This is a genomic window from Salmonella sp. SAL4457, from assembly GCF_046548235.1.
Taxonomy (GTDB): domain Bacteria; phylum Pseudomonadota; class Gammaproteobacteria; order Enterobacterales; family Enterobacteriaceae; genus Salmonella; species Salmonella enterica.
In genome coordinates this window covers 288,005-305,156 of the sequence record NZ_JBGDZO010000004.1, presented here as the reverse complement: position 1 = coordinate 305,156, position 17,152 = coordinate 288,005, and the positions used below count along the sequence as shown (strand labels likewise).

At 54.6% G+C, this 17,152-nt stretch carries 18 protein-coding genes; 5 read left to right on the top strand and 13 right to left on the bottom strand.

What is annotated here, in order from left to right:
• Nucleotides 1–14 precede the first annotated feature (14 nt).
• The 4 genes from treB (at nt 15) to nrdG (ending at nt 6,363) form a co-directional block, all read left to right on the top strand.
• Complete coding sequence (treB, locus tag ACLJNW_RS15210) at nt 15–1,433, top strand: PTS trehalose transporter subunit IIBC (RefSeq protein ID WP_000048817.1); 1,419 nt, start codon at nt 15–17, stop codon at nt 1,431–1,433.
• Between the two features lie 49 nt (nt 1,434–1,482).
• Complete coding sequence (treC, locus tag ACLJNW_RS15205; RefSeq protein ID WP_023204845.1) at nt 1,483–3,135, top strand: alpha,alpha-phosphotrehalase; 1,653 nt, start codon at nt 1,483–1,485, stop codon at nt 3,133–3,135.
• Between the two features lie 408 nt (nt 3,136–3,543).
• A complete protein-coding gene (nrdD, locus tag ACLJNW_RS15200; RefSeq protein WP_000187822.1) occupies nt 3,544–5,682 on the top strand; it encodes an anaerobic ribonucleoside-triphosphate reductase in 2,139 nt (712 codons plus the stop codon).
• 216 nt (nt 5,683–5,898) lie between these two features.
• On the top strand, nt 5,899–6,363 hold the full coding sequence (gene nrdG / locus ACLJNW_RS15195) for an anaerobic ribonucleoside-triphosphate reductase-activating protein (RefSeq protein ID WP_001009174.1): 465 nt from the start codon (nt 5,899–5,901) through the stop codon (nt 6,361–6,363).
• Nucleotides 6,364–6,366: 3 nt separating this feature from the next.
• Here the strand turns inward: nrdG and ACLJNW_RS15190 are convergent, their stop codons facing one another.
• The 13 genes from ACLJNW_RS15190 to pmbA form a co-directional block, all read right to left on the bottom strand.
• Nucleotides 6,367–6,651, bottom strand: coding sequence for a type II toxin-antitoxin system RelE family toxin (locus ACLJNW_RS15190; RefSeq protein WP_000220573.1), 285 nt, complete (start codon nt 6,649–6,651; stop codon nt 6,367–6,369).
• Nucleotides 6,641–6,883: a type II toxin-antitoxin system RelB/DinJ family antitoxin gene (locus ACLJNW_RS15185; protein WP_000212724.1), complete on the bottom strand. Its 243-nt coding sequence runs from the start codon at nt 6,881–6,883 to the stop codon at nt 6,641–6,643. Before ACLJNW_RS15185 ends, ACLJNW_RS15190 begins: the two co-directional genes overlap by 11 nt.
• Nucleotides 6,884–6,960: 77 nt before the next feature.
• Nucleotides 6,961–8,874 carry a BglG family transcription antiterminator gene (locus ACLJNW_RS15180; protein WP_024154833.1) on the bottom strand — a complete coding sequence of 638 codons (1,914 nt, stop codon included), beginning with the start codon at nt 8,872–8,874 and terminating at the stop codon, nt 6,961–6,963.
• Nucleotides 8,875–8,890: 16 nt separating this feature from the next.
• Nucleotides 8,891–9,631, bottom strand: a complete 741-nt coding sequence (gene dagF / locus ACLJNW_RS15175) for a 2-dehydro-3-deoxy-phosphogluconate aldolase (RefSeq protein WP_000779259.1) — start codon at nt 9,629–9,631, stop codon at nt 8,891–8,893.
• Entirely contained in the window at nt 9,628–10,746 is a 1,119-nt protein-coding gene (locus tag ACLJNW_RS15170; protein WP_001139193.1) for a DgaE family pyridoxal phosphate-dependent ammonia lyase, read from the bottom strand. The genes dagF and ACLJNW_RS15170 overlap by 4 nt, the downstream gene beginning before the upstream one ends.
• Nucleotides 10,730–11,863 carry an amidohydrolase/deacetylase family metallohydrolase gene (locus tag ACLJNW_RS15165; RefSeq protein WP_023204843.1) on the bottom strand — a complete coding sequence of 378 codons (1,134 nt, stop codon included), beginning with the start codon at nt 11,861–11,863 and terminating at the stop codon, nt 10,730–10,732. The genes ACLJNW_RS15170 and ACLJNW_RS15165 overlap by 17 nt, the downstream gene beginning before the upstream one ends.
• Before the next feature lie 58 nt (nt 11,864–11,921).
• Nucleotides 11,922–12,566 carry a DUF4310 family protein gene (locus ACLJNW_RS15160; protein WP_000392127.1) on the bottom strand — a complete coding sequence of 215 codons (645 nt, stop codon included), beginning with the start codon at nt 12,564–12,566 and terminating at the stop codon, nt 11,922–11,924.
• An 11-nt stretch (nt 12,567–12,577) separates the two neighbouring features.
• Nucleotides 12,578–13,354: a DUF4311 domain-containing protein gene (locus ACLJNW_RS15155; RefSeq protein WP_000478578.1), complete on the bottom strand. Its 777-nt coding sequence runs from the start codon at nt 13,352–13,354 to the stop codon at nt 12,578–12,580.
• A 22-nt stretch (nt 13,355–13,376) separates the two neighbouring features.
• A complete protein-coding gene (locus tag ACLJNW_RS15150; protein ID WP_000975187.1) occupies nt 13,377–13,679 on the bottom strand; it encodes a DUF4312 family protein in 303 nt (100 codons plus the stop codon).
• Nucleotides 13,679–14,041 carry an SFCGS family glycine-rich protein gene (locus ACLJNW_RS15145; protein WP_000435390.1) on the bottom strand — a complete coding sequence of 121 codons (363 nt, stop codon included), beginning with the start codon at nt 14,039–14,041 and terminating at the stop codon, nt 13,679–13,681. The genes ACLJNW_RS15150 and ACLJNW_RS15145 overlap by 1 nt, the downstream gene beginning before the upstream one ends.
• A 10-nt stretch (nt 14,042–14,051) precedes the next feature.
• Nucleotides 14,052–14,390 carry a glycine dehydrogenase gene (locus ACLJNW_RS15140; RefSeq protein WP_001255103.1) on the bottom strand — a complete coding sequence of 113 codons (339 nt, stop codon included), beginning with the start codon at nt 14,388–14,390 and terminating at the stop codon, nt 14,052–14,054.
• A 277-nt stretch (nt 14,391–14,667) separates the two neighbouring features.
• The gene (gene cybC / locus ACLJNW_RS15135; RefSeq protein WP_001232231.1) at nt 14,668–15,054 is read right to left on the bottom strand and encodes a cytochrome b562; all 387 of its coding nucleotides are present in this window, start codon (nt 15,052–15,054) and stop codon (nt 14,668–14,670) included.
• A 98-nt stretch (nt 15,055–15,152) separates the two neighbouring features.
• Nucleotides 15,153–16,505 carry a metalloprotease PmbA gene (gene pmbA / locus ACLJNW_RS15130; protein ID WP_038804090.1) on the bottom strand — a complete coding sequence of 451 codons (1,353 nt, stop codon included), beginning with the start codon at nt 16,503–16,505 and terminating at the stop codon, nt 15,153–15,155.
• Nucleotides 16,506–16,600: 95 nt separating this feature from the next.
• On the opposite strand from pmbA, the gene yjgA reads away from it, so the two are divergent.
• Nucleotides 16,601–17,152, top strand: coding sequence for a ribosome biogenesis factor YjgA (gene yjgA / locus ACLJNW_RS15125; protein ID WP_000166287.1), 552 nt, complete (start codon nt 16,601–16,603; stop codon nt 17,150–17,152).

The following is a 17,152-nucleotide window of genomic DNA, read 5'->3' as shown; positions in this document are numbered from 1 at the left end:
CATGAGGCTTTACGATGAGCAAAGTAAAACAAGCCGATATCGACCGGCTGATTGACCTGGTCGGCGGGCGTGACAACATCGCCACGGTGAGCCACTGCATTACTCGCCTGCGCTTTGTGCTCCACCAGCCCGCGAACGCCAGGCCAAAAGAGATCGAACAATTACCGATGGTTAAAGGCTGTTTCACCAACGCCGGACAGTTTCAGGTGGTGATCGGCACCGACGTTGGCGATTACTATAACGCGCTGCTGGAGACCACCGGCAAAGCGTATGCCGATAAAGAGCAGGCCAAAAAAGCCGCTCGCCAGAACATGAAGTGGCATGAGCAGTTAATTTCCCACTTCGCGGAGATCTTCTTTCCGCTACTACCGGCGTTGATCAGCGGCGGTTTGATCTTAGGCTTTCGTAACGTGATCGGCGATGTGCCGATGAGCAACGGCCAAACGCTGGCGCAGATGCATCCAGCGCTAAAAACGCTTTATGATTTTTTATGGTTGATCGGCGAAGCGATCTTTTTCTATCTGCCGGTGGGGATCTGCTGGTCGGCGGTGAAAAAAATGGGCGGCACGCCGATTCTTGGTATCGTGCTCGGCGTGACGCTGGTGTCGCCGCAGTTGATGAATGCGTATCTGCTGGGCCAGCAAACGCCGGACGTCTGGAACTTCGGCTTATTTAGCATTGAGAAAGTGGGCTACCAGGCGCAGGTTATCCCGGCGCTACTGGCAGGGCTGGCGCTTGGGTTTATTGAAACGCGGTTGAAACGCATCGTGCCGGATTATCTCTACCTGGTCGTCGTCCCGGTGTGTTCGTTGATACTGGCCGTCTTTCTCGCCCACACCTTTATCGGCCCCTTTGGTCGTATGATCGGCGACGGTGTGGCCTTTGCGGTACGTTATCTGATGACCGGCAGTTTCGCCCCGATAGGCGCGGCGCTGTTCGGCTTCCTGTATGCCCCGCTGGTCATTACCGGCGTCCACCAGACAACGCTCGCTATCGATATGCAGATGATCCAGAGCATGGGCGGTACGCCAGTCTGGCCGCTGATTGCGCTGTCGAATATCGCGCAGGCCTCCGCCGTGGTGGGCATCATCATCTCCAGCCGTAAACACAATGAACGCGAGATCTCCGTTCCTGCCGCCATTTCCGCTTACCTTGGGGTAACCGAACCGGCGATGTACGGTATCAATCTGAAGTATCGTTTTCCGATGCTGTGCGCGATGATCGGATCTGGTCTGGCGGGACTGCTCTGCGGTCTGAACGGCGTCATCGCCAACGGTATCGGCGTGGGCGGCCTGCCGGGTATCCTGTCTATACCGCCGCGCTACTGGCAGGTGTACGGCATGGCGATGGTTATCGCGATCGTTATCCCGGTGATTCTGACCACCTTTATCTATCAGCGTAAGCATCGTCAGGGCACATTACAAATTGTCTAATACTTCTTCGGGGCGCAGTTGCGTCCCAACGCACTTGCAGGAAACAACAATGACTATTCCCCTCTGGTGGCAAAACGGCGTTATTTATCAGATCTACCCGAAAAGTTTTCAGGACACGACCGGCAGCGGCACCGGCGATTTACGCGGCGTCACGCAGCGCCTTGACTATCTACAGCGACTCGGCGTAGATGCCATCTGGCTCACGCCGTTTTATATCTCGCCGCAGGTGGATAACGGTTATGACGTCGCAAATTATACGGCTATCGACCCGACCTACGGCACGCTGGATGATTTTGACGAGCTGGTCGCGCAGGCGAAAGCACGCGGTATTCGTATCATCCTGGATATGGTGTTTAACCATACTTCTACCCAGCACGCCTGGTTTCGCGAAGCGCTGAACAAAGAGAGTCCATACCGTCAGTTTTATATCTGGCGCGATGGCACGCCGGATGTCTGCCCGAATAACTGGCAATCCAAATTTGGCGGCAGCGCCTGGCGCTGGCATAGCCAGAGCGAACAATATTATTTACACCTTTTCGCGCCTGAACAGGCCGACCTGAACTGGGAAAACCCCGCCGTGCGCGCCGAGCTGAAAAAGGTCTGCGAATTCTGGGCCGATCGCGGCGTGGATGGCCTGCGTCTGGACGTGGTGAACCTGATCGCCAAAGATCAGGATTTTCCTGACGATCCGACGGGCGACGGACGCCGCTTTTATACCGACGGACCGCGCGCGCATACGTTTTTACGCGAAATGAACCGTGACGTTTTTACGCCGCGTAATCTGATGACGGTAGGCGAAATGTCCTCTACCACGCTGGAAAACTGCCAGCAATATGCCGCGCTTAGCGGCGACGAACTCTCGATGACCTTCAATTTTCATCATCTGAAGGTGGATTACCCCAATGGCGAAAAGTGGACGCTGGCAAAACCTGATTATGTGGCGCTGAAAGCGTTGTTCCGCCACTGGCAACAGGGGATGCATAACGTCGCCTGGAACGCGTTATTCTGGTGTAATCACGATCAGCCGCGCATCGTTTCCCGCTTTGGCGACGAGGGTGAATACCGGGTTCCAGCCGCGAAAATGCTGGCGATGGCGCTGCACGGTATGCAAGGGACGCCTTATATCTATCAGGGCGAAGAAATCGGCATGACCAACCCACACTTTACCCGCATCACCGATTATCGCGACGTGGAAAGCCATAACATGTTTGCCGCGCTACGCGCCGCCGGACGCGACCCCGACGAACTACTGGCTATCCTGGCCAGTAAATCCCGCGACAACAGCCGCACGCCGATGCAGTGGGACAACAGTAAAAACGCCGGTTTCACCCAGGGCGAGCCGTGGATAAGCCTGTGCGATAACTATACGGAGGTTAATGTCGCGGCGGCATTACGCGATGAAAACTCGGTGTTTTACACCTATCAAAAGCTGATTGCGCTACGTAAAACCCAGCCTGTACTGATCTGGGGCGATTATCAGGATCTCCTCCCGGATAGCCCATCAGTATGGTGTTATCGCCGCCAGTGGCAGGGGCAAATCCTGCTGGTTGTCGCCAATCTGAGCGACCAGTGCCAGGAGTGGCATCCACCGCATATCAAAGGACAGTGGCAGGCGCTACTGCATAATTATGGCGAGGTCGCCAGCCAGCCAGCCGCGATGACGCTCCGCCCATTTGAAGCCATCTGGTGGTTACAACGCTAACGCGACGTCCTTATACGGATAAACGCCACAAACCTATTGACACGGGCTGTGGCGTTGCTCCAGGTTACTGTCTGTTTTTGTTGAATAATTAATCAGATTTTTCTTGCTATCTTTTACAAACGCTACAGCGCCCGCCATCTGTACGCTCTGATTTTTACCTTGTTCTACATCAATAAAATTGCAAACATCCTTGATGCAAATCACTACATATAGACTTTAAAATGCACGCCGACCCAATATGTTGTATTAATTGACTACAATTGCTACAACACCTGTTCACTCGACACAAGGTGAATTGTGGATAACCTGGGTCAGGATTGCGGGAAGTCGTTGGAAAAGAGATGAATAAACCTGTTATGGCTTCCCCAGCCTCTGTGGATAACCTGTTCTTACAAATATGGAGTGATCATGACACCGCATGTGATGAAACGAGATGGCTGTAAAGTGCCATTCAAATCAGAGCGCATTAAGGAAGCCATTCTACGTGCAGCTAAAGCAGCGGGAGTCGATGACGCAGATTACTGTGCCACCGTCGCAGAAGTCGTTAGCAGCCAAATGAACGCGCGCAGTCAGGTGGATATTAACGAGATCCAAACTGCGGTTGAAAACCAACTGATGTCCGGCCCGTACAAACAGCTTGCCCGCGCCTACATCGAATACCGTCACGATCGCGACATTCAGCGTGAAAAGCGTGGTCGTCTGAACCAGGAAATTCGCGGCCTGGTAGAGCAAACCAACTCCGCGTTGCTCAATGAAAACGCCAACAAAGACAGTAAAGTCATTCCCACCCAGCGCGATTTGCTGGCCGGGATTGTCGCCAAACACTATGCCCGCCAGCACCTGTTGCCGCGTGACGTAGTACAAGCGCATGAGCGCGGCGATATCCACTATCACGATCTCGACTATTCGCCGTTCTTCCCGATGTTCAACTGTATGTTGATCGACCTGAAAGGCATGTTGACCCAGGGCTTTAAGATGGGTAACGCCGAGATCGAACCGCCAAAATCTATCTCTACCGCCACTGCCGTTACCGCGCAGATTATCGCGCAGGTCGCCAGCCATATTTATGGCGGCACCACCATTAACCGTATCGACGAAGTGCTGGCGCCGTTTGTCACCGAAAGCTATAACAAGCACCGCAAAACCGCCGATGAGTGGCAGATTCCTGATGCCGAAGGATATGCGCGTTCTCGCACCGAAAAAGAGTGCTACGACGCCTTCCAGTCGCTGGAATACGAAGTTAACACGCTGCACACCGCTAACGGCCAGACGCCTTTCGTGACCTTTGGTTTTGGCCTCGGCACCAGTTGGGAGTCGCGTCTGATCCAGGCGTCTATTTTGCGTAACCGTATCGCCGGTCTGGGTAAAAATCGCAAAACCGCCGTGTTCCCGAAACTGGTCTTCGCTATCCGCGACGGTTTGAACCACAAGTTTGGCGATCCGAACTACGACATTAAACAACTGGCGCTGGAGTGCGCGAGCAAGCGCATGTATCCGGACATTCTCAACTACGATCAGGTGGTCAAAGTCACCGGTTCGTTCAAAACGCCAATGGGCTGCCGCAGCTTCCTCGGCGTGTGGGAGAACGAAAACGGCGAACAGATCCACGACGGGCGTAACAACCTGGGCGTGATTAGCCTTAACCTGCCGCGCATCGCGCTGGAAGCAAAAGGCGACGAAACCGCATTCTGGAAACTGCTGGATGAACGTCTGGCGCTGGCGCGGAAGGCGCTGATGACCCGTATCGCCCGCCTTGAAGGCGTGAAAGCCCGCGTCGCGCCTATCCTGTATATGGAAGGCGCCTGCGGCGTGCGGCTGAAAGCGGACGACGACGTGTCTGAAATCTTTAAAAATGGTCGTGCGTCCATCTCTCTGGGCTACATTGGTATCCATGAAACCATTAACGCGCTGTTCGGCGGCGAACACCTGTACGACAGCGAGCAACTTCGCGCTAAAGGCATCGCGATTGTGGAGCGTCTGCGCCAGGCCGTGGATCAGTGGAAAAACGAGACCGGCTACGGCTTTAGCCTGTACAGCACGCCAAGTGAAAACCTCTGTGACCGCTTCTGCCGTCTGGATACCGCCGAGTTCGGCGTAGTGCCGGGCGTAACCGATAAAGGTTACTACACCAACAGCTTCCACCTCGACGTGGAGAAGAAGGTCAACCCGTACGACAAAATCGATTTCGAAGCGCCGTATCCGCCGCTGGCGAACGGGGGTTTCATTTGCTACGGCGAATACCCGAACATTCAGCACAACCTGAAAGCGCTGGAAGATGTCTGGGATTACAGCTATCAGCATGTACCCTATTACGGCACCAACACGCCGATCGATGAATGCTACGAGTGCGGCTTTACCGGCGAGTTCGAATGTACCAGTAAAGGTTTCACCTGCCCGAAATGCGGCAACCACGACGCCGCGCGCGTCTCGGTTACCCGTCGCGTGTGCGGTTATTTAGGCAGCCCGGACGCGCGTCCGTTTAACGCCGGTAAGCAGGAAGAAGTGAAGCGCCGCGTGAAGCATTTAGGCAATGGGCAGATAGGTTAATCCTCCGTTTGCAATGCGTAAATGCCGGATGGCGGTGTAAACACCTTATCCGGCCTATAACCGCTGGCTATAGTTCCAATTTCATGAGTTTCCTCTAAGCAGTTGGTGTTGTAGCAAGGCGGCAAACGAACGAATCCCAGGGAGCTTACATAAGTAAGTGACCTGGGTAAGCGAGAGCGGCCAACGCCGCTACAGCGCCAAATGCAACGAGGAAACATGAACTTTCACCAATACTACCCCGTAGACATCGTTAACGGCCCCGGCACCCGCTGCACCCTGTTTGTGTCAGGGTGCGTGCATGAATGCCCTGGCTGCTATAACAAAAGCACCTGGCGGCTGAACTCCGGCCAGCCGTTTACCAAAGAGATGGAAGATAAGATCATTGCCGATCTGAACGACACGCGCATTCACCGTCAGGGGATCTCGCTGTCGGGCGGCGATCCGCTGCATCCGCAAAACGTACCGGATATCCTGGCACTGGTACAACGCATCCACGCGGAGTGCCCGGGGAAAGATATCTGGGTGTGGACCGGCTACAAGCTCGATGAACTCAACGCCGCACAGATGCAGGTGGTCAATCTCATCAACGTGCTGGTCGATGGCAAATTTGTGCAGGATCTGAAAGACCCGGCGCTTATCTGGCGCGGTAGCAGCAACCAGGTAGTGCATCATTTGCGTTGATCGCTAAAGCCGTTTGTTTGCATCGTGATAGACGGCTGAATGTTCTCGCTTGCCGACCGCAACAACAAACACAATCACAACTTCATCCCGAACCTGGTACACCAGACGATAACCGGACGATTTAAGCTTAATTTTATAGCAGTCAGGAAGACCGTTTAAACGGGCAGAGTCGATTCTGGGGTTCAATAGCACATCAGCCAACTTTTTCTTAAGCTGAGCCTTCATCGTATCGCCCAGCTTATGCCACTCTTTTAAGGCCCTCGGGTCGAATTCCAGTTCATAAGTCATCCAGACTAACCTTGATTCCCTTTTGCGGACTAGACAGCCTCTCCCGAACTGTCTGAATCAATGCATCTTCACTGTCGCTAAGAGTGACGGTTTTCACTGGCATGCGCCCCGTTTCCGCGACGTACTGGAACAGTAATCGCACGGCTTCCGTTGGAGTAATGTTCAGTTTTTCCAGCACGGCATAAGCCTCATTTTTGAGTTTGTCATCCAGACGGACGTTCAGCGTGGCCATTATGCCTCCAGTAGAATCGAATGTGTAATGCAGTTTAGCATTACATTCGCATTACATCGAATTCTGGATAACGCCTCTCAAAAACGACTCACGCACTCCATCGCGACCGTTTTAAATTGCGTAAAATTCTGACATGCGCAGAGGCGCGTCATGGCGCGTTCGCGCAGGAAAGTGACGAAAATATCGTAGAGGGCCATCGCCTCTTCATATTCACTTTTGCTGATGGCGAGTAAAAAAATAACGTGCGCCGTTTCGTCACCCCAGGCAATCCCCTGCGGCGCGAGCACCGTATAAACCACCGTTTTCTTCGCCAGCAGCCCCAGCGCGTGCGGCAAGGCAATCCCGTCGCCTAATAACGTACTGACGATAGCTTCACGTTCAATAACCGAATCGAGAAACGCCGCATCAACAAAGCCTTCCTCGTGCAACTGATCGCACAGCGTTTTAAACAGCGTCTGTTGATCTATTTCCCCCTCCACGATGCGAAAATGCGAGGCATCGAAATATTTATCCAGCATCCACGGACGGGTTCTGTCCACCAGCACCAGCTTACCGATCTGCTCCAATTGATAGTCGGTAGGAAAGGGGGCGATCATGATAACCGGTTTATCTTTTTCGCCGATCCGCGCCGTGGAAATCACAAAATCCTCCACAATACTGTCCCGCGCCTCATAGTCGCGTAGTGTCAGAGTGCGGGCAATCTCAATCTGCGGGTATTTCCGCGCCAGTACCGCTTCAATCATCCGCACCATCGCATTACCAGCATCGCACACCAGCAGTACCTGCGGCTGCCGCTGGTAGCCAATGTTGTAACTACGTTCCAGCCCAACGCCAATATGCAGCACCAGAAAACCGATTTCGTTTTCGCTAATGGTATACGGCGTGTATTTTCCCCAACTCGATATCGCCGCCAACGTCATATCCCACGCCATCGGATAGTGCTGCTTAATATTTTCCAGTAGTGGGTTGGGGATCATGATCTGGTAGCGCACGCGGGTGATCATCGTTTTGATGTGGGTCAGCAAGTCCGCGTGGAGCTGTTTATCATTCAACAGGTTATAGTTGTACTGGGTATTAATAAAATTGAGGATATAGCGCACCAGCGCCTCTTCATCATCGGCATTAATGGCGCTGGGGGCAATTTCCTGTACCTGGCGGGCGGCAATATGCACCTTCAGCCAGCTTACTTCCGGCTCCGACAGCGGCTTGTCGGCCAGCTGTTGTAGTAGCTCCGCAATCTCATGCGCCGCATGGCGCACCTTTTCATCGACCTCCTCCGCCACACATTCCGATAACGGATACCCCTCGCGAATACGCCGTACCGCCACCGCGCAGTATAAACGTAGAAACAGCTCGCTCTCATCGGTCAGGCGGATTTGACAATGAGAGAAAATATCCGGCAAAAGAGACTGCAGCCGTTGAGACACCTCGGTGTTCAGCGTGGTACTAACAATTAACGGATGGGAGGGCTCCTGCTGCGCCAGCGTCCATAAAAGGTCGGTCAGACAGGCGCGAATCGCCATCTCTCCGCCAAACAATTTCATGCCATGACGCGGACGCGTTTCCAGCGTCAGATGATAACGCAGCAAATGCTCGCGTACGTCCGCCATATCGTTCTGCAACGTCGCACGGCTGACAAACCATTCATCTGCTAAATCCTCCAGCTTCAGCGAGAAGGCGGAGGTTAAAAAACGCGCCAGCAAGTAGTGTATCCGCTCCTGGCTGGTGCGCGGACCGCGCGCCAGGGCGGGAGATTGCTGCGTTTGCAGGGATTGATAACGTGCCGGATCATCAATTTTGAGCTGATACCCGTTGCCGCGGCTGAGAGTAAATTGCGCGCCATGCGGCGTCAGCAACATGTTCAGCGCGGCGATATCCGCCCGAACGGTACGCGTGGAGACCGACAACCGCTGCGCCAGCTCATCCTGCGGCAGCGTCTCGTTTTGCAGCATCGCAAATAGCTGCGCTAAACGTTGGTTGGGGAATCGCACGTCTCTCTCCTCATGATTAGCCGACACGCGACCGGACGATAGCGAGTAACTGACGCACATCGTCCGCACGGGTGTTGCCGCTCACCTTATCAATAATCGAACTATAAATGTGAGGAATGATTTTGCTTACACCTGCATCAAGGGCGATGTGCAGAATCTCGGCGAAGTTTTCCAGATCGATGCCGCCCGTCGGTTCCAGCCAGAAATCATGGCGGGCGCAGGCGTCAGCCACCGCTTTATACTCGTCGCGACAGGTGAGTCCTCCCATCGGAAAGTATTTAACGGAGCTGCCGCCCATATCTTTGAGCAGCGCAATCGCCGTTTCTATGGGTACGATGCCGTCCGGCGCGCGGCTGCTTAGCGGGCCGGTGGAAATTTTCACCCGTCCCGGCGTGCCGGTCGGCGAGACAAGACCGTTCACCACCGTCTCGTTTTGCCCCAGCAGCGCCCGGCTGGCCCCTACGCCGGTAAACACCTGGTTGACATGCTGCGGCTGTACCTGACGCGAGATTTCGCTCACCATCGCCGACTGGTTAGGATCGCCCGCCCCCAGCCCCACGGAGAGCGCATTGTCGATAAGCGCCGCATATTCACGCATATCCGCGACTGCGCTTGCCACATCCGGATAGTTTTTGGAGAGCACGCCAACCAGCACATGACCTTCCGCCGCCGCGTAGATTTCCCGGGCGTTATCTTTCGAACCGGCCAGTACGTTCAGGCAAACGCGATCGCGGTAAAAGTTAGGGGTCAGTTTCATGCTTGTTTCTCCTGATTAATCACCTCGCCAATACGACGCGCCACAATCGCTAACTGCGCGCGATCGACGCTGCGGACATCCGCTTCAATAATCCCTTCGTTGGCTTTGTATCCGCGAAAGTAAATCGCGTATTCCCCTTGCTTCAGTGCGTCGACCAGGTCGCCAGTGGCGATGCCGGTAACGGCTTCATCAAACTTAATTTCCGTGCGCGCGATGTCGCGTCCGGCGCTGTCCCACACCACGCGGGCGCTGACGCCGTTAAACGTGTTCAACGTGTCGATAAAGGGCGCCATTTTTTCTACCATCTCCGCGCCGCTCTCTTTTTGCGCCCGCAGGTACAATTCAATGGCGCAGGTCAGGCCAACAATTCCCTCTTTGCCGACCTTCATCGCCCGGCCAATGCCCGCTGACTGACGTTTTACCCACTCAACATACTGTGTTTTGCCAATCACCAGCCCGCTGGTCGGCCCTTCAATCGCTTTTGCGCCGCTATAGATAACGAGATCTGCGCCCACGCGGTAGTAGCACTGCAAATCTTCTTCCGCCGCCGCGTCCACAATCAGCGGCAGATTATGCGTGCGCGCCACCACCGCAGCCTGCTCCACGCTGAGCATACTTTTCTGTACACAGTGGTGAGATTTGATATAGAGAATAGCCGCCGTGCGCGGCGTAATGGCCGCCGCCAACTGCGCGGCGGAACATTCGTTGGCGTAACCGGCTTCCACCAGTTTGCCGCCGCCCAGCGCCACCATCGTTCCCACCGGCGCGCCAAAATTGACGTTGTGGCCCTTTGGCAGGACGATTTCGTTATTTTCAATCGGTGTAACGTGCAGGTTTTCCAGCAACCAGTCGCTGTCCTGAACCAGTACCGCGGCAACCGACTGGGCAAGGCCCGCACTGGCGCAGGAGACTACCGTCGCCCCTTCCACCTCCAGCAATTTCGCAATGTACTCGCCGGTTTTATTCACCAGATCTTTCATCTCGAAATACTGATTCATTCCGGCCATCGCCGCGTCTACCACTTCCGGGCGCGGCGTAGAGACGCCGAGCGCCGTCATACGTCCGGAGGCGTTAATCACCTGTTTTAATTGATACTTCTCAAAAATCGAAGGCATGTTCCGCGCTCCCTTGTTCGGTCATATAGCCCTTGCCTGCGCGTATCGCGGCAAGCGGCGTCAGCAATTCTTCAGCCTGTAAGCTGTCGTTTTCCGCGTCTACCAACACGGTGGGCTGGCGTTTAAGCGTAAAGAGGGTCAGGTCGGCATCCAGACCCGGCTGAAGACGACCTTTGGTTTTCAGATTCAGGCTATCGGCGGCATTGGCCGTCACGCACGCAATGACCTGCGGCAGCGACATGCCGATGGTGAGGAATTTCGACATCACATTAGCCAGCGAATGCACCGGGCCATTGATGCGGTTACGGCAGTAGATATCGGAACTGATGGTATGCGGTAAAATCCCCAGGCTAATGGCGCGTTTCGCCACCGCAAAGCTCAGGCTGGCGGTACCATGTCCAACGTCCAGACGCGCGCCGCGCGCCAGCGCTCGTGTCACCGAGGCGCGCAGCTCGCCTTCCGGCGTCAGAATACGGTTCGGCTTACCGTTGTAACAATGGGTAATGATATCGCCCGCCGTCAGACGCTCCGCGATTTCGTCCAGATCCGGCGGGTTATTGCCAATATGCACCATCAACGGCAGGTTGCCGTTTTCTTGCTGCATGGCTTTAGCGCGTTCCAGCGGCGTGATGCCGTTAACGCCTACCACGCTGCTGCTCATCCGCGCCTTGAGGCCGACGATAAAATCCGGATGGCGTTTTACCGCCTGCCGGACCGCATCGGCGTCAATATTGGCCATGTTAGCCAGCTCGTTTTGGGCAATAAGCCCAACACGTGAAACATTCAGCAGCGCATAAACGTCGGTGGTCGCCTGACGCGTCAGAGCATAGAAATCATCAATGTCGTCTGCGCCAGTGCTGCCTGCATCCACCACTGTGGTAACGCCAGTGGCAATACCCACGCTGTCCGGTTCGTCGTGATAAATCGGCGATTTTGGGTAGCAGTGAACGTGAGAATCAATCCAACCCGCGCTAACGTAACACTCGCCGCGCAGGTCAATGGTTTTCAGCGCCGGACCATCAACGTCACCCAACGCCGCGATTTTGCCATCTTGCAGGGCAATATTAGTCAGCGTGTCATCGACCAGACGCGCATGGCGCAGGAGTAAATCAAACATCGCTCTCTCCTTTGCCGGATGGCGGCGCAACCGCCTTATCCGGCCTACAAATCAACAGTTAGCTAATCGCAATCGGGAAGATGGAACCGAGGATCATCGCGCCTAAAATCGCGCCGCCGGTAATCGGCTTCTGCCAGATATAAAACAGCAGCGCGCCCACCAGAGAGCCCAGACCAATGGGAATCGATGCCGTCATGGCGCTGAGGATAATCAACGGCCCCAGAAAACGGCCTGAAGTGTTACCGGCCCCCATCATGACGTCCGCCCCGTACGTGGAGTCGCTCTGATTAATGGTGAACTTACGCGCCAGAATAATGATGTAGCCAATCGCCAGACCAATCACCAGACCGGTTATCAGCGAAGCGATAAAGTTCGCCACCGGGAAGACAAAGCCAGCCCCCAGCAGTAACGCCGGAACCCCTAAGCCCACGCCGGTCTGAATTGCCCCGCCGATATCCAGAATTCCGACCAGCGAACCTTCGATAATGCGGGCAAATAAAAAGCTGGCGCCGAAAGCGGCGACCGCGCCGTAGACGCCGGTATCCATCCCCGCTTTCAACATCGCCACAAAAGCGACTTCGTTAAATGCGCCGATGCCGTACAGATAGTACATATGCGTCCCGGCGAAAACGCCGGAGGAGAGCAGGCCAACAAAGATCGGGAACGACCAGTCGGCATACCAAAAACCTTTATTCTCTTCCATTGTGGCCTCCGTTATTTGCCGCTGAGCGAGTTGTGGATCAGTTCAAGCCAGTTCGGTACCGTCATGTTGAAAGACTCGATCATTTTCATGTCGAAGCCGCGGAAGAAGCCGCTCAACACAAACAGCAAAACGATGGCGACCATCATCACTTTGGTGACATGGTTCCAGCCGCTCTCTTCTACGCCTTTGCCGATCAAAATACCCAGTACCAGCCCCGGTACGGCGTTCCCCATGATGAGCTGCGCCGCGCCGCCGAAAACGGTGGCCCAGAAGCCCGATTTTTTACCAGCGTCGATCGCCGCTAACCAGAAGATCACAGGCATGACGATGTTGACCAGCAGGTTTGCCGCCGGTACCAGCACCTTAACCGCCGTCACCTGTAGCGCTTCTGGCACGGATGAGGCAGTCAGGTTAAGGAACGTCACGACGATCATGCCGATGACGGCGCAGGCGATCGCCATTTTTTTCGGGTCGTGCAGCGTCTCGCCGACGTTACGGTTTTTGATCATTAGCGCCGCCGCGCCCCAGTTAGGGATGATGCGGTGATCGACATCCTGGGTGAACGATCCGGCCGCCACAGACGACGCCCAGGCGTTAAAGAAGAAACCCAGTCCAAAGGAGAAGTGAGATGCCGGGTCGCCTTCACAAGAGTTGAGTTCGCCCAACGTACGGAACGCGCCCATCCCCTGCGTGGTTGGCGCGTGAAACATGCGTGCAGCCCCAGCGCCCACCCCTACGCCGACCAGCGCGCCGATAATGAGCGATTTAATTAGTATTATCAGGAACATAACTATGCCTTTTTAATAAAAATCAGCGTTTCGCGACGAAATCCACCCTGTCGAGATTGATGGCGGTCACGTTGACGGTCACATCCAGCTCCACGCTGTAAGTGCGTCGTTCCCGGCGCAAAAAGAAAAACAGAAAGGCCTCTTTACGCACCGACTCATGCGCCTGAACAATCCGCACATCCTGTGGCTCAATACGCAGTAAGATATACGGCGACTCTCTCATCACCGCCGACTGAACATGGTTCAGCGCATCGGCAAAGGCGCGTGCTTTGGCGTCGCCCTTGCCTTTTACTCTCACCGTGGTGGTGAATTGCTCTTTCATCATCAGACGCCGTATTTCTTTTGCCACGCCTGCACCAGGCGCTCGCCGAGCTCTTCTTTATCCATAAAGCCGAAACCCAACACGTTGCAGCCTTCATTGATAGCGGTGACGCCTTCATCCACTGACCGCATTCCATATTTGGCTTTGTAGCCATGCTTGTTTTGCGCGGTGATAGCGCCCGCGCCGCCGCTGCCACAAAATGAAATGCCGAAGGTGGCGTTTTCCGCTTTCATCACATCGCCCAGCTTCATGTCTGCCGCGACGCCCGGTACGACGACCGCGCGACCGCCCGCTTTTTCCACGCCTGCCGCCACTTTCTGGCCTTTACCCAGGCGATCGCCAATCACGACGGTAATCTGTTCCATTTTTTGCTCCTTAGAGGTTGTCTTTCGCGACTTCAAAATGTACCGATAATAGCCAGGCTTCTTCGTCAGGAAGGTTGCCAAACGCCGCCACGATTTCGCGGGCGAGCGCCATTGATTCGGCTGAGATTTCATCAAACAAGCTGGCATCGACTTCCGGTAAAGGCTCGCCGGTAATTGACCGGTGCGCCATCGCGCGAACGTGCGAGGTCAGCATTTGCGTCTGTACCGCATTGGGGACAATGTGATGTCGCCCCAGCAGGCCATCCACCTGCGTTAACACCTGTTCAGCCAGTTCGTTAATTCGCTCACCGGCATCGTGTTTTACTGCTCCGTTATCCACGCGTCTCACCCCGTTAATGGCAATGAGATAAAACTAGCGGCAAGGGTTAAAAGTTTGTAGCGAGTTATTTTCCACCTCGAAGTGGAAACGCGAGTGGGATAGGTGATCTGCGCCACAGAAAAGGCGGCATTAATGAATTATCGCCGGGAAAGTGTGAGATCTATCGCGGCATAAAGAGGAAATGGCGAAACAATGACGTTGTCGTATAAAGTGAGAAAGTGTGATGGGTATTACAGTTTGCCGGATGGCGACCTACGGATAAAGCGAAGCCGCCATCCCACAAAAATTAACGATACTTTTTATGATACGTATTGCGGGTGGTTTTTAGCGCTTCCGCCGCCGCTTTCGCTTCCTTAACGTTACCTTCGTTCGCCAGCTTCAGCGCGCCATCAATTTGGCCGACCAGAATGTCAAAACCGTGACGAAAATCCTTCATTTCCGGGCTATCCGGCGCTTTATCTTCCAGCTTTGGCGGCGTAGCTTTTTGGGCATCCAGCGCGGCCGCGCGCATTTTGGTTAATGCCGCTTTCAGTTCAGGGGCACTATCCGTTTTCTCAACAACTTTCAGGTTATCATTGAGAATATCCATATTATCTTCAAGATCGGCAGCAAAAACAGCCGAACCGAATACCAGCGATGACACAGCAAGAATAGCTAACAGGCTTTTACGCATTGCTCACTTCCTTTTTTATTATTAACGATAAGTGTAATACCCTGAATAATTCGGGTTGCAGGCAGCCAACGCGCCTGCAGCCTGAAGTATGACGGGTATTATTGTCCGGCGATTTTCATCTCCGGTAACAATACCGAACCACATTGTATATTACTGCGCTTTTCAATATCATCGCCTACGGTGACAATATTACGCCACATCTCTTTTAAATTACCGGCAATGGTAATTTCACTTACCGGGTACTGGATTTCACCATTTTCAACCCAGAATCCCGCAGCGCCGCGGGAGTAGTCGCCGGTAATACCTCTGACGCCCTGGCCCATCAGTTCCGTCACCACCAGGCCGGTGCCCATCTCTTTTAGCAACTGCTCAAAGTTCAGCCCCTGCCCGGCGATACGCCAGTTATGAATGCCGCCGGCATGACCGGTACTTTTCAGCCCCAGTTTGCGGGCGGAATAGTTGGTCAGCAACCATTGCGTCAGTACGCCATCCTTCACAATGTCCCGGCGCTCCGTACGCACGCCTTCGCTGTCGAACGGTGAAGACGCCAGCCCTTTTAGCAGATGCGGGTGTTCTTCGATGGTTAACCATTCCGGCAGAATTTGTTTGCCCAGCGAGTCGAGCAGAAAAGTGGATTTACGGTATACCGCGCCGCCGGCAATCGCCCCGACCAGATGACCAAATAGCCCTGTCGCCACTTCATTGGCGAAAATGACCGGCGCTTTCATGGTGGAGAGCTTGCGCGGCGACAGGCGGGATAAGGTGCGGCGCGCGCACTCGGCCCCGACCCATTCCGGCGCTTGCAGATCCGCCATTGCCCGACCGATGGTGTAAGCGTAATCACGCTCCATATCGCCGTTCTCTTCGGCGATGACGCAGCTTGAGAGCGAATGGCGCGTGGAGCAATATCCCTGCAACATGCCGTGGCTGTTGCCGAACACTTTAATGCCGTAATGGCTGTTAAAGCTCCCGCCTTCGGTATTGGTGATGCGTTTATCCGCCTTTAGAGAAGCCTGCTCCGCACGCGCGGCCAGTTCAATGGCTTCGTCTGGCGTAACCTCTGCCGGGTGGAACAAGTCCAGATCCGGCGCGTCAAACGCCAGCAGTTCTTTGTCCGCCACGCCTGCGCACGGGTCCGGCGACGTGTAACGCGCGATATCCAGCGCGGCCTGCACGGTACGGGCAATCGCCTGCGGGCTTAAATCTGTCGAAGAGGCGCTGCCTTTGCGGTTCTGGTGATACACCGTAATACCCAGCGCGCCGTCGCTATTAAATTCGACATTCTCTACTTCACCATAACGGGTGCTGACGCTAATGCCGGTGGTCTTGCTGACGGCGACTTCCGCCCCATCCGATTTGCCTGAGGCTAACTCCAGCGCTGTCGAAACTGCTTCTTCCAGAATCTTACGCTGCGCTTCAACTTGTGAGATTACTTTCATTGCAAATGCCATAATGTAGAGAGAGTTTCTCTGAAGTCTAACAGAGAACCGTTTTTCAGTGCGCATCTTAACTGGTAATATTAGCCTCTTTTTTTAAGGAGCCTGACATGACAAAGCAGCCCGAAGACTGGCTCGACGACGTTCCCGGTGATGACATCGAAGACGAAGACGATGAAATTATCTGGGTCAGTAAAAGTGAAATTAAACGCGATGCCGAGGAATTAAAACGCCTGGGCGCGGAACTGGTGGATCTGGGGAAAAACGCGCTGGATAAGATCCCGCTGGACGCCGATCTGCGCGACGCCATTGAACTGGCCCAGCGTATCAAAATGGAAGGACGCCGCCGCCAGTTGCAGCTTATCGGAAAAATGCTGCGCCAACGCGACGTTGAACCTATTCGCCAGGCGCTGGACAAGCTGAAGAACCGCCATAATCAGCAGGTGGTGCTGTTTCACAAGCTTGAGCATCTGCGCGATCGTCTGATCGTCGAAGGCGATGACGCGGTAGCCGAAGTACTGACCCTGTGGCCGCACGCCGATCGTCAACAGCTTCGTTCATTGATCCGCAATGCGAAGAAAGAGAAAGAAGGCAACAAACCGCCGAAATCAGCGCGTCAGATTTTCCAGTATCTGCGCGAGCTGGCGGAAAACGAAGGGTAA